The sequence below is a fragment of the Salmonella sp. SSDFZ54 genome, from assembly GCF_004010735.1.
In the GTDB taxonomy this organism is placed as follows: domain Bacteria; phylum Pseudomonadota; class Gammaproteobacteria; order Enterobacterales; family Enterobacteriaceae; genus Salmonella; species Salmonella enterica.
Map to the genome: position 1 here is coordinate 2,184,315 of NZ_CP034819.1, position 13,982 is coordinate 2,198,296.

At 52.7% G+C, this 13,982-nt stretch carries 16 protein-coding genes; 6 read left to right on the forward strand and 10 right to left on the reverse strand.

Annotated features, from left to right (window positions below):
* The first annotated feature begins 11 nt into the window (after nucleotides 1–11).
* The 4 genes from lsrB to EOS97_RS10945 all read left to right on the forward strand — a co-directional run bounded on the left by lsrB (nucleotide 12) and on the right by EOS97_RS10945 (nucleotide 3,085).
* A complete protein-coding gene (lsrB, locus tag EOS97_RS10930; RefSeq protein ID WP_000090737.1) occupies nucleotides 12–1,034 on the forward strand; it encodes an autoinducer 2 ABC transporter substrate-binding protein LsrB in 1,023 nt (340 codons plus the stop codon).
* 28 nt (nucleotides 1,035–1,062) lie between these two features.
* Entirely contained in the window at nucleotides 1,063–1,938 is an 876-nt protein-coding gene (gene lsrF, locus EOS97_RS10935; protein ID WP_000774150.1) for a 3-hydroxy-5-phosphonooxypentane-2,4-dione thiolase, read from the forward strand.
* Between the two features lie 82 nt (nucleotides 1,939–2,020).
* Nucleotides 2,021–2,311 (forward strand): (4S)-4-hydroxy-5-phosphonooxypentane-2,3-dione isomerase, encoded by a 291-nt coding sequence (lsrG, locus tag EOS97_RS10940; RefSeq protein ID WP_001519465.1) that lies wholly within the window; start codon nucleotides 2,021–2,023, stop codon nucleotides 2,309–2,311.
* Between the two features lie 9 nt (nucleotides 2,312–2,320).
* Complete coding sequence (locus tag EOS97_RS10945) at nucleotides 2,321–3,085, forward strand: epimerase (protein WP_001088047.1); 765 nt, start codon at nucleotides 2,321–2,323, stop codon at nucleotides 3,083–3,085.
* Nucleotides 3,086–3,176: 91 nt separating this feature from the next.
* Here EOS97_RS10945 and tpiA read toward each other — a convergent pair whose 3' ends face one another.
* Both tpiA and EOS97_RS10955 read right to left on the reverse strand, forming a co-directional pair.
* On the reverse strand, nucleotides 3,177–3,944 hold the full coding sequence (tpiA, locus tag EOS97_RS10950) for a triose-phosphate isomerase (RefSeq protein ID WP_001216339.1): 768 nt from the start codon (nucleotides 3,942–3,944) through the stop codon (nucleotides 3,177–3,179).
* Between the two features lie 112 nt (nucleotides 3,945–4,056).
* On the reverse strand, nucleotides 4,057–4,653 hold the full coding sequence (locus EOS97_RS10955; RefSeq protein ID WP_000802241.1) for a YiiQ family protein: 597 nt from the start codon (nucleotides 4,651–4,653) through the stop codon (nucleotides 4,057–4,059).
* A gap of 100 nt (nucleotides 4,654–4,753) precedes the next feature.
* Between EOS97_RS10955 and EOS97_RS10960 the strand changes: the two genes are divergently transcribed.
* Nucleotides 4,754–5,182, forward strand: a complete 429-nt coding sequence (locus EOS97_RS10960) for a DUF805 domain-containing protein (protein WP_000155239.1) — start codon at nucleotides 4,754–4,756, stop codon at nucleotides 5,180–5,182.
* Nucleotides 5,183–5,288: 106 nt separating this feature from the next.
* Here EOS97_RS10960 and fpr read toward each other — a convergent pair whose 3' ends face one another.
* From fpr to EOS97_RS10980, 4 genes are all read right to left on the reverse strand, one after another.
* Entirely contained in the window at nucleotides 5,289–6,035 is a 747-nt protein-coding gene (fpr, locus tag EOS97_RS10965; RefSeq protein WP_000796303.1) for a ferredoxin--NADP(+) reductase, read from the reverse strand.
* A 96-nt stretch (nucleotides 6,036–6,131) separates the two neighbouring features.
* Nucleotides 6,132–7,142, reverse strand: a complete 1,011-nt coding sequence (glpX, locus tag EOS97_RS10970; RefSeq protein WP_001250624.1) for a class II fructose-bisphosphatase — start codon at nucleotides 7,140–7,142, stop codon at nucleotides 6,132–6,134.
* 111 nt (nucleotides 7,143–7,253) lie between these two features.
* Complete coding sequence (gene glpK / locus EOS97_RS10975; protein WP_127836146.1) at nucleotides 7,254–8,762, reverse strand: glycerol kinase GlpK; 1,509 nt, start codon at nucleotides 8,760–8,762, stop codon at nucleotides 7,254–7,256.
* Nucleotides 8,763–8,782: 20 nt separating this feature from the next.
* Nucleotides 8,783–9,628 (reverse strand): MIP/aquaporin family protein, encoded by an 846-nt coding sequence (locus tag EOS97_RS10980; RefSeq protein ID WP_000084285.1) that lies wholly within the window; start codon nucleotides 9,626–9,628, stop codon nucleotides 8,783–8,785.
* A gap of 398 nt (nucleotides 9,629–10,026) precedes the next feature.
* On the opposite strand from EOS97_RS10980, the gene zapB reads away from it, so the two are divergent.
* Nucleotides 10,027–10,266 (forward strand): septal ring assembly protein ZapB, encoded by a 240-nt coding sequence (gene zapB, locus EOS97_RS10985; RefSeq protein ID WP_000051370.1) that lies wholly within the window; start codon nucleotides 10,027–10,029, stop codon nucleotides 10,264–10,266.
* Between the two features lie 221 nt (nucleotides 10,267–10,487).
* On the opposite strand, the gene rraA is transcribed toward zapB, so the two are convergent.
* The 4 genes from rraA to hslV form a co-directional block, all read right to left on the reverse strand.
* Nucleotides 10,488–10,973 (reverse strand): ribonuclease E activity regulator RraA, encoded by a 486-nt coding sequence (rraA, locus tag EOS97_RS10990; RefSeq protein WP_000872918.1) that lies wholly within the window; start codon nucleotides 10,971–10,973, stop codon nucleotides 10,488–10,490.
* Nucleotides 10,974–11,065: 92 nt separating this feature from the next.
* Nucleotides 11,066–11,995: a 1,4-dihydroxy-2-naphthoate polyprenyltransferase gene (gene menA, locus EOS97_RS10995; protein WP_000139639.1), complete on the reverse strand. Its 930-nt coding sequence runs from the start codon at nucleotides 11,993–11,995 to the stop codon at nucleotides 11,066–11,068.
* Nucleotides 11,996–12,061: 66 nt separating this feature from the next.
* Nucleotides 12,062–13,393 carry an HslU--HslV peptidase ATPase subunit gene (hslU, locus tag EOS97_RS11000; protein WP_001293360.1) on the reverse strand — a complete coding sequence of 444 codons (1,332 nt, stop codon included), beginning with the start codon at nucleotides 13,391–13,393 and terminating at the stop codon, nucleotides 12,062–12,064.
* A 9-nt stretch (nucleotides 13,394–13,402) separates the two neighbouring features.
* On the reverse strand, nucleotides 13,403–13,933 hold the full coding sequence (gene hslV / locus EOS97_RS11005; RefSeq protein ID WP_000208240.1) for an ATP-dependent protease subunit HslV: 531 nt from the start codon (nucleotides 13,931–13,933) through the stop codon (nucleotides 13,403–13,405).
* Nucleotides 13,934–13,982: the final 49 nt, after the last annotated feature.

Below are 13,982 nucleotides of genomic sequence, written 5' to 3' on the forward strand. Positions count from 1 at the left end.
TGGAGAAAAAAATGGCAAGACACAGCATTAAAATGATCGCCTTACTCACTGCGTTTGGTCTGGCATCTGCGGCAATGACCGTGCAGGCGGCAGAGCGGATTGCTTTTATTCCCAAACTGGTTGGCGTGGGCTTTTTTACCAGCGGCGGCAATGGCGCGCAGGAAGCGGGAAAAGCGCTGGGCATTGACGTAACTTACGATGGCCCTACAGAGCCCAGCGTCTCAGGCCAGGTTCAACTGGTGAATAACTTTGTCAATCAGGGGTATGACGCCATTATCGTTTCTGCCGTTTCGCCTGATGGCCTGTGCCCGGCGTTGAAGCGGGCAATGCAAAGAGGCGTGAAAATATTAACCTGGGATTCCGATACCAAGCCGGAGTGCCGTTCTTACTATATCAATCAAGGGACGCCAAAACAGCTCGGCAGCATGCTGGTAGAGATGGCCGCTCATCAGGTGGACAAAGAGAAAGCGAAAGTCGCTTTCTTCTATTCCAGCCCAACGGTGACCGACCAGAACCAGTGGGTGAAAGAAGCTAAAGCCAAAATTAGCCAGGAACATCCGGGGTGGGAGATAGTCACTACCCAGTTTGGCTATAACGATGCCACGAAATCGCTCCAGACGGCGGAAGGTATCATCAAAGCGTATCCCGATCTGGATGCCATCATCGCGCCTGACGCTAACGCTTTACCTGCTGCGGCACAGGCGGCGGAGAACCTTAAACGTAATAATCTCGCGATTGTTGGTTTTAGTACGCCGAATGTAATGCGCCCTTATGTTCAGCGCGGCACTGTTAAAGAGTTTGGCCTGTGGGATGTCGTCCAACAGGGAAAAATTTCCGTATATGTCGCCAACGCGTTGCTGAAAAATATGCCAATGAATGTCGGTGATTCACTGGATATTCCCGGCATCGGCAAAGTCACCGTTTCACCTAATAGTGAGCAGGGATATCACTATGAGGCAAAAGGTAACGGCATTGTGTTATTGCCGGAGCGTGTCATTTTCAACAAAGACAATATCGACAAATATGATTTCTGATAACTGTTATGTATCGACGGAGTAAAGAATGGCTGATTTAGATGATATTAAAGATGGCAAAGATTTTCACACCGATAAACCACAAACTAACACTTTGTTCGCATTAAAAGGCTGTGGCGCGCTGGATTGGGGAATGCAGTCCAGACTGGCGAGGATTTTTAATCCCAGGACCAGAAAAACGGTCATGCTGGCCTTTGACCATGGATATTTCCAGGGGCCGACAACCGGACTTGAGCGTATTGATATCAATATTGCGCCGCTCTTTGAATATGCTGATGTCTTAATGTGTACTCGCGGCATATTACGCAGTGTGGTACCTCCGGCAATCAATAAACCAGTCGTTTTACGCGCGTCCGGGGCGAATTCTATTCTCACTGAATTAAGCAATGAGGCGGTTGCGGTGGCGATGGATGACGCTGTGCGGTTGAATAGCTGTGCTGCTGCCGCACAGGTTTATATTGGTAGTGAGCATGAACATCAGTCGATTAAAAATATTATTCAACTGATTGATGCCGGGTTACGCGTTGGGATGCCAATAATGGCAGTGACCGGGGTGGGTAAAGATATGGCTCGCGACCAGCGTTATTTTTCACTGGCAACGCGTATCGCTGCGGAAATGGGGGCGCAAATTATCAAAACGTATTATGTCGATAAAGGTTTTGAGCGTATTGCGGCAGGTTGTCCGGTGCCGATTGTCATCGCCGGCGGTAAAAAACTGCCTGAACGTGAAGCATTGGAAATGTGCTATCAGGCGATTGACCAGGGGGCTTCTGGCGTAGATATGGGGCGTAATATATTCCAGTCAGAAGATCCGGTAGCCATGATTAAAGCGGTACATGCTGTCGTTCATCATAACGAAACAGCAGAGCGTGCTTATGAGCTGTTTTTGAGTGAGAAAGGTTAAATGAGATCGCTTCCCCATCTTTTACCGATGCGAGGAGATGGGGATGACTGTTATTTTATTTGGAATAATCAGGGGGTTAATGATGCACGTCACGCTGGTTGAAATTAACGTTCATGATGACAAGGTTGAACAATTTATCGATGTTTTTCGGCAGAATCATCTGGGCTCAATTAAAGAGCCGGGTAACTTGCGTTTTGATGTTCTGCAGGATCCGCAGGTGCCTACGCGATTTTATATTTATGAAGCCTACATTGATGAACAGGCCGTCGCTTTTCACAAGACAACGCCACACTACAAAACTTGCGTGGAGCAGCTTGAACCGTTGATGACCGGTCCGCGGACAAAAAAAGTTTTTATGGGTTTGATGCCTTAAGGAGCGCTCATGAACAGCCAGTTTGCCGGATTAACGCGCGAAGCATGTGTGGCATTGTTAGCGTCATATCCGCTTAGTGTGGGTATTCTGGCAGGGCAGTGGATTGCGTTGCATCGCTATCTGCAACAGTTGGAAGCCCTAAACCAGCCGCTGTTGCATTTGGATTTGATGGATGGTCAATTTTGCCCGCAGTTTACCGTTGGGCCATGGGCAGTTGGGCAACTGCCGCAAACCTTTATCAAAGATGTTCATTTGATGGTAGCGGATCAATGGACGGCGGCGCAAGCCTGCGTGAAGGCGGGCGCACACTGCATCACGCTTCAGGCTGAAGGCGATATTCATCTGCATCATACGCTAAGCTGGCTTGGTCAGCAGACCGTGCCCGTTATTGGCGGTGAAATGCCGGTGATTCGGGGGATTAGTTTATGCCCGGCAACGCCTCTGGATGTCATTATCCCTATTCTGAGCGACGTTGAGGTTATTCAACTACTGGCAGTGAACCCTGGATACGGCAGTAAAATGCGCTCCAGTGATTTGCACGAGCGCGTGGCGCAGCTTCTCTGTCTACTTGGTGATAAACGCGAAGGTAAAATTATCGTTATTGATGGGTCGTTAACGCAGGATCAATTGCCTTCGTTGATTGCACAGGGCATCGATCGTGTTGTTTCTGGTAGTGCGTTATTTCGTGATGATCGGCTGGCTGAGAATACGCGGAGCTGGAGGGCGATGTTTAAGGTTGCCGGGGATACTACTTTCTTACCCTCCACAGCATAAATGCCGGATGGCGGCTTTACCTTATCAGGCCTACATAAGCACTCGGCTGGTAGGCCTGATAAGCGCAGCGCCATCAGACATTGATTGGCAATTAAGCCTGTTTAGCAGCTTCTGCTGCTTTCACGATCACGGCGAAGGCGTCAGCTTTCAGAGAAGCGCCGCCTACCAGCGCGCCGTCGATGTCCGGCTGCGCGAACAGTTCGGCTGCGTTGGAGGCATTAACAGAACCGCCGTACTGGATAATAACCTGTTCAGCGATTTTCGCGTCAGCTTTAGCAATGTGGTCACGGATGAATTTGTGCACTGCCTGCGCCTGCGCAGGAGTTGCAGATTTACCGGTACCGATCGCCCATACGGGTTCGTAAGCGATAACCGCGCCTTCAAAGGCTGCCGCGCCCTGCGTTTTCAGTACCGCGTCGATCTGGCGTGCGCACACTTCTTCTGTTTTGCCCGCTTCGTTTTCTGCTTCGGTTTCACCGATGCACAGTACCGGCGTCAGACCTTGTTCTTTCAGTACGGCGAATTTTTTGGCGATCAGCTCGTCAGATTCTTTGTGATAAGTACGACGCTCGGAGTGGCCGATAATAATGTACTGCGCGCCGATATCCTTCAGCATTTCAGCCGAAGTTTCACCGGTGAATGCGCCAGACAGATTCAGATCAACGTTCTGCGCGCCCAGCATGATGTGGCTGCCGGCAGCAGCGCGTTTCGCCAGATCGATATACATTTCCGGCGGAGCGATTGCCACGTCGCAGCCTGCTACGCCCGTCAGTTCTTTACGCAGGTTAGCCACCAGTTCGTTTACCATGTGGCGGCTGCCGTTCAGTTTCCAGTTACCCATCACTAAAGGATGTCGCATTTCATTTCTCCACGCTTAGTCAGCGAATTAAGGAAGATGGCCGCTCGTCAGAGCAGCATGGTCTGTGAAACAGTATAGAGATTCATCCCTGGAAAGGCTTTGCTTTTTGTCATCAATTCGCCCCTTCCAGATTTTCAGATAACGCCAGCTTAATCGGTTCAACCGCGAAGGTCAGCCCCTTTTCGCCGTTATCTGCGACAACATAACGTACTGCGCCTTCGGTCTCGGCGTAATAGTGTTTACCTTTACCGGCGATAAGCATCTTTTGCAGTTTTTTCTGGCTTTGCTCTTTTGTCAGTAACGGGGCGACAGTGCGAATAATGGCGGCCATATATTCCAGCGCTTTCGCTTTCGCCGCTTTCTGTTCCGGCCCCTGAATGGGCAGCCAGGTAATCTGCATACTTTTCACTTTGAGCGTACCGCGCTCCAGCGCCGTGGAGGCATACAGATTTTCGTTAATCTTACTGGCGGCGCGGGTCAGATTCGCCTTATCACGGCTATTCTCAATGGCGCGAAATTCATTGAGCGGCAGATCGGGATTCTGGCGGTTAAAGTTCTCACGAAACTGGCTAATAGAAAGATCAAAGGTTGGCGAGCCCGCCAGCAGATAGGGCGCTGTCGTGGTCGATGAAGAGAGCTGCGCGTGCGCCGTTATGCTGGCGGTGAGGGCAGAAAACAACAGTAAAAACAGAGTACATCCTGGCTTCATCAATCTTACCTTTCGTTAGGACTGCTCACGATTAAAACGATAACTGTCGGGCTTGTCAAAAGGGTAAACTGTAGCGGAAGGCAAAATATAAGGAACTTACATGACCATACAGCAATGGTTATTCTCATTTAAAGGGCGTATCGGACGCCGTGATTTCTGGATTTGGATCGGCCTCTGGTTTGCCGGGATGCTGGCGCTATTTTCGCTGGCGGGGAAAAATCTGCTTGATATCCAAACGGCGGCATTTTGCCTGGTGTGCCTGCTGTGGCCGACCGCCGCCGTCATGGTCAAACGTCTGCATGACCGGGGACGCTCCGGCGCGTGGGCGTTGCTGATGATTCTGGCGTGGATGCTGCTGGCCGGAAACTGGGTGATGCTGCCGGGGATGTGGCAGTGGGTCGTCGGGCGATTTATTCCGACGCTGATCCTGGTGATGATGCTTATCGATCTGGGCGCGTTTGTCGGTGTTCAGGGGGAAAATAAGTTTGGGAAAGCGACACAGGGCGTGAAGTTTAAAGCAGAACCGTAAACGGGCGGTAAACCGTAATTTGCCCGGTGGCGCTGACGCTTACCGGGCCTACAGATTGGTGATGATTTGCAGGCCGGATAAGCCCCAGCCGCCATTCGGTAAAACATCACCAGTAATGTTCAGCCGTCATATGCCCCGGTCGGCGGCGCAGATGTTTAGTCATCTGTCGGGTCTCTTTCAGCAGTTGCTGCGTATCGCGCACCATCTGCGGGTTCCCGCACAGCATAACGTGGCTGGTCTCTTTATCCATCGGCAATCCAACGGCTTTTTCCAGCTCGCCGTTTTCAATGAGCGCTGGCACGCGTCCGGTAAGCGAGCCTGGCACGCTCTCCCGGCTGACCACCGTTTGGATGCGCAGCTTGCCTTCATAACGCTGTTGCAGTTCCAGCATTAGCGGCAGATAGCTTAAATCGGCGGCGAAGCGTGCGGCGTGGACTAAGACCAGATTTTTAAAGCGCGCGACATCCTGGCCATATTGCAGAATAGACAAATACGGGCCAATAGCGGTTCCGGTCGCCAGCATCCATAGCGTCTCGCAGTCAGGCACTTCATCCAGTACAAAGAAACCCGACGCGTCGCTGACCACTTGCACCTCATCGCCAGGTTTTAGCGCCGCCAGCCGCGGGCTGAGCTTTCCTTGCGGCACCGTCACCAGATAAAACTCTAAATTCGGATTGTCAGGCGCATTGACATAGGAATACGCGCGCTGAACGCGCTCGCCATCGATCTCCAGTCCGAGTTTGGTAAATTGGCCTGCAGTAAAAGGATTAATGGGGGCGTGAACGGTCAGGCTGAACAGTGCGTCAGTCCAGTTTTGCACCTTAGTGACTTTACCTGTTACCCAATCGGCCATGGTTTTCTCCTGTTCTGAATCGCTAACCTTATCTTCGTTCGTCAGGAGAAAGATTTCCAGCCCCGCGAGGCTGGAAGGCTCTAACTAACAAATGCGCTAGAGGATATGCGCCTGTACATCCGGATCTTTACGATCAAGATAGTGGATCGACTGAATGCGGCGGATGGTGCGTGATTTGCCGCGGATCAGCAGCGTTTCCGTCGTGGCAATATGGCCTTTCCGGCTAATTCCTTCCAGCAGATCGCCTTTCGTGATGCCGGTCGCGGAGAAAATAACGTTATCGCTACGCGCCATGTCGCCCAGGCATAACGCCTTGCCCGCTTCAATGCCCATTGCTTTGCAGCGCGCCAGTTCCTGTTCGCCAATGCGGCGGTTTTCTTCGCTGTCGCCTTTCACATCATGGCGCGCCAGCAGACGACCCTGCATATCGCCGTCCAGCGCGCGGATCACCGCTGCGGATACCACGCCTTCTGGTGCGCCGCCAATCCCGTACAGCACGTCGACTTCGCTATCCGGCATACAGGTCAGAATTGAGGCCGCGACGTCGCCGTCAGGAATGGCAAACACGCGTACGCCCAGTTTGGCCATCTCTGCGATAACCTCGTCATGACGCGGTTTTGCCAGAATGGTCACGGTCAGATCGCCAAGCGGTTTACCCAGCGCATCCGCGATGTTGCGCAGGTTATCCGCCAGCGGCAGATTGAGATCGATCGCCCCTTTGGCACCCGGACCGACAATCAGTTTTTCCATATACATATCGGGCGCATTCAGGAAACAGCCTTTATCGCCGACCGCCAGCACCGCCAGCGCGTTCGCCTGACCCATCGCCGTCATGCGCGTGCCCTCAATCGGATCGACGGCGATATCTACCGCATCGCCGTGGCCGGTACCGACTTTCTCGCCGATATAGAGCATTGGGGCCTCGTCGATTTCGCCTTCGCCAATCACGATGGTGCCGTCAATGTTGACCTGGTTGAGCATGATACGCATGGCGTTGACCGCCGCGCCGTCCGCGGTATTTTTATCGCCGCGTCCCAGCCATTTGTAGCCAGCCAGCGCCGCCGCTTCGGTCACACGGGAAAATTCGATGGCAAGTTCTCGTCTCATAACAAACTCGTAGCAAAAAGGAGTGGCGCGCAGTGTAGCACAGGGGAAGGAGGGAATAATTGATGTGTGTGCGGAGTTGCCCCCGCACAAAGATTTTGCCGGATGGCGACCTTACTTGTCGTGATCTTCCCACGCCATTGCGCGTTTAACCGCTTTCTTCCAGCCGCTATAACGGTAGTTACGCTCGGTGGTTTCAATGCCGGGGCGGAATTCTCGCTCAATGACGGCTTTTTCCTGCAGCTCGTCCAGGTTCTGCCAGTAACCGACGGCCAGACCAGCCAGATAGGCGGCGCCCAGCGCGGTCACTTCGCGCACTTCCGGGCGTTCCACCCGCGTGCCGAGAATATCTGACTGGAACTGCATCAGGAAGTTGTTGGCCACTGCGCCGCCGTCCACACGCAGAGCGTGCAGGCGGATACCGGAGTCAGCCTGCATCGCTTCCAGTACGTCGCGGGTCTGGTAAGCGATGGATTCGAGCGTCGCGCGGATAATGTGATTAGAGTTCACGCCGCGGGTCAGGCCAAAAATGGCGCCGCGGGCATACGGATCCCAGTACGGCGCGCCCAGACCGGTGAAGGCCGGAACCACGTAGACACCGTTGGTATCTTTCACTTTCGTGGCGAAATATTCGGAGTCGAATGCGTCGCTGATGAGCTTCATTTCATCACGCAGCCATTGAATGGACGCTCCCGCCATAAACACCGCACCTTCCAGCGCATAGTTGACTTCGCCGCTTGGGCCGCAGGCGATGGTGGTCAGCAGGCCGTTTTCCGATTTTACCGCTTTCTCGCCGGTGTTCATCAGCATAAAGCAGCCGGTGCCGTAGGTGTTCTTTGCCATTCCTTCCTTTACGCACAGTTGGCCGAATAGCGCGGCCTGCTGATCCCCGGCAATCCCGGCGATAGGAATACGTGTACCGCCTTTACCGCCAATATTGGTCTGGCCGTAGACTTCGGAGGACTTATGTACCTGGGGCAGCATCGCGCGTGGGATATCCAGCACGTCCAGCATTTTATCGTCCCAGTCCAAATCATGGATGTTGAACAGCATGGTTCGTGAGGCGTTGGTGTAATCCGTAACGTGGACGCGGCCCTGCGTCATCTTCCAGATAAGCCAGGTATCCACCGTACCGAACAGCAGCTCGCCACGCTTCGCGCGTTCGCGCGAACCTTCCACATGGTCAAGGATCCATTTCACTTTAGTGCCAGAGAAGTACGGGTCGACGACCAGACCGGTATTGTCGCGGATGTAATCTTCCAGGCCGTCGCGTTTAAGCTGTTCGCAAATATCGGCGGTACGACGGCACTGCCAGACAATAGCGTTGTATATCGGTTTGCCGGTTTCACGTTCCCAGACGATCGCGGTTTCACGTTGGTTGGTGATACCGATAGCGGCAATCTGATCGGAACTGATATCGGCCTTAGCCAGCACTTCTACCAGCGTTGAGCTTTGGGACGCCCAAATTTCCATCGGGTCGTGTTCTACCCAGCCTGGCTTAGGATAAATTTGCTCAAATTCACGCTGTGATACGCTGACGATATTCGCGTCATGATCCATAACGACCGCGCGGGAGCTGGTGGTACCCTGGTCGAGCGCAACGATATATTTTTTTTCAGTCATAATTTTGTCCCGTAATCAGATTACAGCGAAGCATTTTGTTGTGTGGTCGCGGTGGAGTCCTTCTCTTCCACGACGCAGGTATCGCACGGCAAATGACGGCCAATAAATTTGCGATAAGCAAACGCGCCCAGAATGGCGCCGACGATGGGGCCAAACAGCGGCACCAGGAAGTAAGGAATGTCTCTACCGCCGGTAAACGCAATTTCACCCCAGCCGGCAAGCCCGGCGAACATTTTGGGGCCAAAGTCACGCGCCGGATTCATCGCAAACCCGGTCAACGGCCCCATAGAGGCACCGATAACGGCGATCAGTAAACCAATGAGCAGTGGCGCAAGCGGACCGCGAGGTACGCCGTTTCCGTCGTCGGTCAGCGCCAGAATCAGCCCCATCAGAATAGCGGTAATCACCATTTCAACCGCGAAGGCCTGCACAAAATTGATATGAGGATTCGGGTAAGTTGAGAAAATGCCTGCGAGATCGAGACTTTCAACGCTGCCACGGACGATATGGTGGGTTTGTTCGAAGTCCACAAAAAGATTGTAATAAAGCCCGTAAACTAACGCCGCTGCGCAAAAGGCGCCGGCAACTTGAGAAATAATAAAAGGAACAACTTTACGTTTGTCGAAACAGGCAAATAGCCAGAGTGCGATGGTCACTGCCGGGTTCAGGTGTGCGCCAGAAACACCTGCCGTCAGGTAGATAGCCATCGCTACCCCCAGACCCCAGATGACGCTGATTTCCCACTGTCCAAAAGTAGCTCCGGCAACTTTAAGCGCAGCGACACAACCCACACCGAAAAAAATCAACAACCCGGTACCGAGGAATTCAGCAATGCACTGGCCTTTTAAGGTTGATGTTTGACTCATAATCGGATCCTGAAGAGTATGTAATGATTATTGGTATGCGAGGAGGTCATGGACATCCACGATGCCCTGTAGGCACACTGTTAATTTATCGTTAACGAGCAAAAACGAGAAATATCGAAATCAAAATGTGTGTACTGCGTCAATAAAATGAGCGTTATCGCGCCATGAGGCGCATTTTGAGACAGCAGAAGAGAGTGAATTGAATCATTTCATTAACCAATATGTTAACACTTTTAAGTTATTGAATGAATGTTACCAGGAGATGGATGAAAATTGCTGCAAACCGCGATCTACGCGGTATGTCGCTGGACAGCGAGAGCGGGGCTTCATACAATCGACACTATATATTGTGCGCGTTTACGTGAAGCGTCGCCTTGCAATTCAGGAGAGGTAAGATCATGTCTTTAGAAGTGTTTGAGAAACTGGAAGCAAAAGTACAGCAGGCGATTGACACCATCACCCTGTTACAGATGGAAATTGAAGAGCTGAAAGAAAAAAACAACAGCCTGACGCAGGAAGTGCAGTCTGCACAGCATCAGCGTGAAGAACTCGAGCGTGAAAATAATTCTCTGAAGGAACAGCAGAGCGGCTGGCAGGAACGTTTGCAGGCGCTGCTTGGTCGTATGGAAGAAGTCTAATCCTCGTCATATTTCACGTTATGGCGGCGTTGGCTGCGTGCGTTCACCCCAGTCACATAGTGGCCTATGCTCCTGGGGATTCACTTACTTGCCGCCTTGCCCTGACGCGAAATCTATAGAGGATTTAGAATGCGGATACCGGTGGGCCGGATAAGGCGTAAGCTGCCATCCGGCAATCAGCGACAACGCATAAAAAAGGCGCCTTACGGCGCCTTTTTTGATCACTCGATATCAAGCGGGTCTTCGGAAAGGATAATCCCGGTGTTGTCGGCATAGAGATGATCGCCGGAGAAGAACGTCACGCCGCCGAAATTGACGCGCACATCGCTTTCCCCAATGCCTTCACCTGCGGCGCCAACCGGAATGGCGGCGATCGCCTGAATGCCGATATCTAGCTCTTCCAGATCGTCCACCTGACGCACCGCGCCATAGATAACCAGCCCTTCCCATTCATTTTGCGTGGCCAGACGCGCCAGCTCCGCATCGACTAATGCACGGCGGACAGAACCGCCGCCATCGACCAGCAGAACCCGACCACGGCCATTTTGTTCGAGCAGATCGTACAGCAACCCGTTGTCCTCGAAACATTTTACCGTGATGATTTGTCCGCCAAACGACGACCGCCCTCCAAAATTAGAGAACAGCGGTTCCACGACGTTGACATCTTCCTGATAGATGTCACAAAGCTCGGAAGTATCGTATTTCATAGGCTTAACGTTCAGTTGCTGCGAGAATTTTTAGTATATCGCGCTAAGTATACTGTTGGCAAAATCATCAATTGTTAATTGATATTTGTCAGTTAAACGGCCCACTGACTTAAGAGTATCCCAATCACAAATAACAGGTTGGTTAACAACGCGCCTTTAACGGTACGTTCAAGCATCGGGCGCATTGCCGCAGGCTCCCTTTCGCGCATTACGTAGCGCGCTTGTTTAATGAGCAAGGGCGCGGCCAGAATAAACAACCATCCCCACGGACTGTGTAGCGAGAGCAGATTAAACAGCGCCAGACAGAGCAGCGCGCCTAGCAACAGGCAGGCGTGATAACGACGCGCGTTGACATCGCCCAGTCGTACCACAAGGGTGTTTTTGCCGTTCTCTCTGTCGCTATTAATATCGCGCAGGTTATTAATATTCAGCACCGCCGTCGCCAGTAAACCGCAGGCGGTGGCCGGGAGAATCAGCGCCGGAATCAGCGTATGCGCCTGGAGATACCAGCTCCCCATGACACTTAGCCAGCCAAAGAATACCAGAACAGAGATATCACCCAGCCCGATATAGCCGTAGGGCCGATTACCCACGGTGTAGGTGATGGCGGCGATAATCGACAGTCCGCCCAAAATCAGGAAGCCGACAAAATCGGTTAACGTATGGCACGCGACCGCCACCAGCGCCAGTCCGGAGATACAGATCAGCACGACGGTAATGATTAACGCCCGCTTCATCTCCTGCCGGGTGATGACGCCTTTTTGCATCCCCCGCAGCGGCCCGATGCGATCCGGTTTATCGCTGCCTTTGACAGCGTCGCCGTAATCGTTGGCGAGGTTGGATAAAATTTGCAGCAGCCCGGCGGTGATAAGGGCCAGCAGTGCGACCAGAGGATCGAAATAGCCTTGCCACCATGCCAGGGCCGTACCGACGATAATCGCCGCGAAGGCGAGGGGTAAGGTTTTGGGTCGTAAGCTTTCCAGCCAGGCTTGGGTGCGGCTAATTTGTTGTTGTTCAGTCATATTTAGCGCCAATAAAAATGGGGCTTTTCAGCCCCATCAACAGTGATGAAAATGCATTGGACGCGATTATAAGATAAAACGGCTTAGATCTTCATCTGCGACCAGCGCATCCAGATGTTTGCTCACATATTCCGCATCAATTGTGATGTTTTGGCCGTGCAGATCGCTGGCATTATAGGAAATCTCTTCCATCAGACGCTCCAGTACGGTATGCAGACGGCGCGCGCCGATGTTTTCGGTGGTTTCGTTAACCTGCCAGGCGGCTTCGGCAATACGTTTAATACCGGAATCGGTGAACTCGATATTGACGCCTTCAGTTGCCATCAGCGCTTTATACTGCACAGTGACGGAGGCGTTTGGCTCGGTCAAAATGCGTTCGAAATCGCTGGTGGTCAGCGCCTGAAGTTCAACGCGAATCGGCAGACGGCCCTGCAGTTCCGGGATCAGATCAGACGGCTTCGCCACCTGGAACGCGCCAGAGGCGATAAACAGAATATGATCCGTTTTGACCATCCCGTGTTTGGTCGAAACCGTGCAGCCTTCTACCAGCGGCAGTAAGTCGCGCTGTACGCCTTCGCGTGAAACATCCGGGCCGGAGGTTTCGCCACGCTTACAAATTTTGTCAATTTCATCGATAAACACGATGCCGTGCTGTTCAACCGCGTCGATAGCGTCCTGTTTCAGCTCTTCCGGGTTGACCAGCTTAGCAGCCTCTTCTTCAACCAACAGTTTCATCGCGTCTTTAATTTTCAGCTTACGCGGTTTCTGTTTCTGACCGCCCAGGTTCTGGAACATAGACTGCAACTGGCTGGTCATCTCTTCCATGCCCGGAGGCGCCATAATCTCTACGCCCATCGGCGCGGCGGCGAGGTTAATCTCGATCTCTTTATCGTCGAGCTGGCCTTCGCGCAGTTTTTTGCGGAACGTTTGACGGGCGGCAGAAGGCTCCTGCTGCTGTTCGGCCTGGCCCCAGTTATTTTTTGCGGGTGGGATCAGCACGTCGAGAATACGTTCTTCCGCCAACTCTTCCGCACGATAGCGGTTTTTCTCGATAGCCTGTACGCGAACCATTTTCACAGCGGCATCGGTCAGATCGCGGATGATAGAGTCCACTTCTTTCCCGACATAGCCCACTTCGGTGAATTTGGTGGCTTCGACTTTAATGAATGGCGCGTTGGCGAGTTTTGCCAGACGACGGGCGATTTCGGTTTTACCGACGCCGGTCGGGCCAATCATCAGAATATTTTTCGGCGTCACTTCGTGGCGCAGCTCTTCATCAAGCTGCATACGACGCCAGCGGTTACGCAATGCAATCGCCACGGAACGCTTTGCGTTATCCTGGCCGATAATGTGTTTGTTCAGTTCGCTGACAATTTCGCGTGGGGTCATTTCAGACATGAGAGGTCCTTACGCTTTGGCGGTCAATTCTTCAATGGTGTGGAAATGGTTGGTGTAAATGCAGATATCGCCTGCAATATCCAACGCCTTTTCAGCAATTTCGCGCGCGCCGAGCTCGGTATTTTCCAACAGAGCGCGAGCGGCAGCCTGGGCATAAGGACCGCCGGAGCCGATAGCAATTAAATCGTTTTCAGGTTGCACGACATCGCCGTTACCCGTGATGATGAGCGAGGCGGTTTCATCCGCGACGGCCAGCAACGCTTCCAGTTTGCGTAGCATACGGTCGGTACGCCAGTCTTTCGCCAGTTCAACGGCGGCTTTGACCAGGTGCCCCTGATGCATTTCCAGTTTACGTTCAAACAGCTCGAACAGCGTGAATGCATCCGCAGTACCGCCCGCAAAGCCCGCAATGACCTTGTCGTTGTAGAGGCGGCGGACTTTCTTCACGTTGCCTTTCATTACTGTGTTACCCAGTGTGGCCTGACCATCACCGGCGATTACCACGTGGCCGTTACGGCGTACGCTTACTATTGTTGTCACGAGCAGACCCCTTGGTTACTAATGCTGAATTGCGGCCCCGTACGGCGTA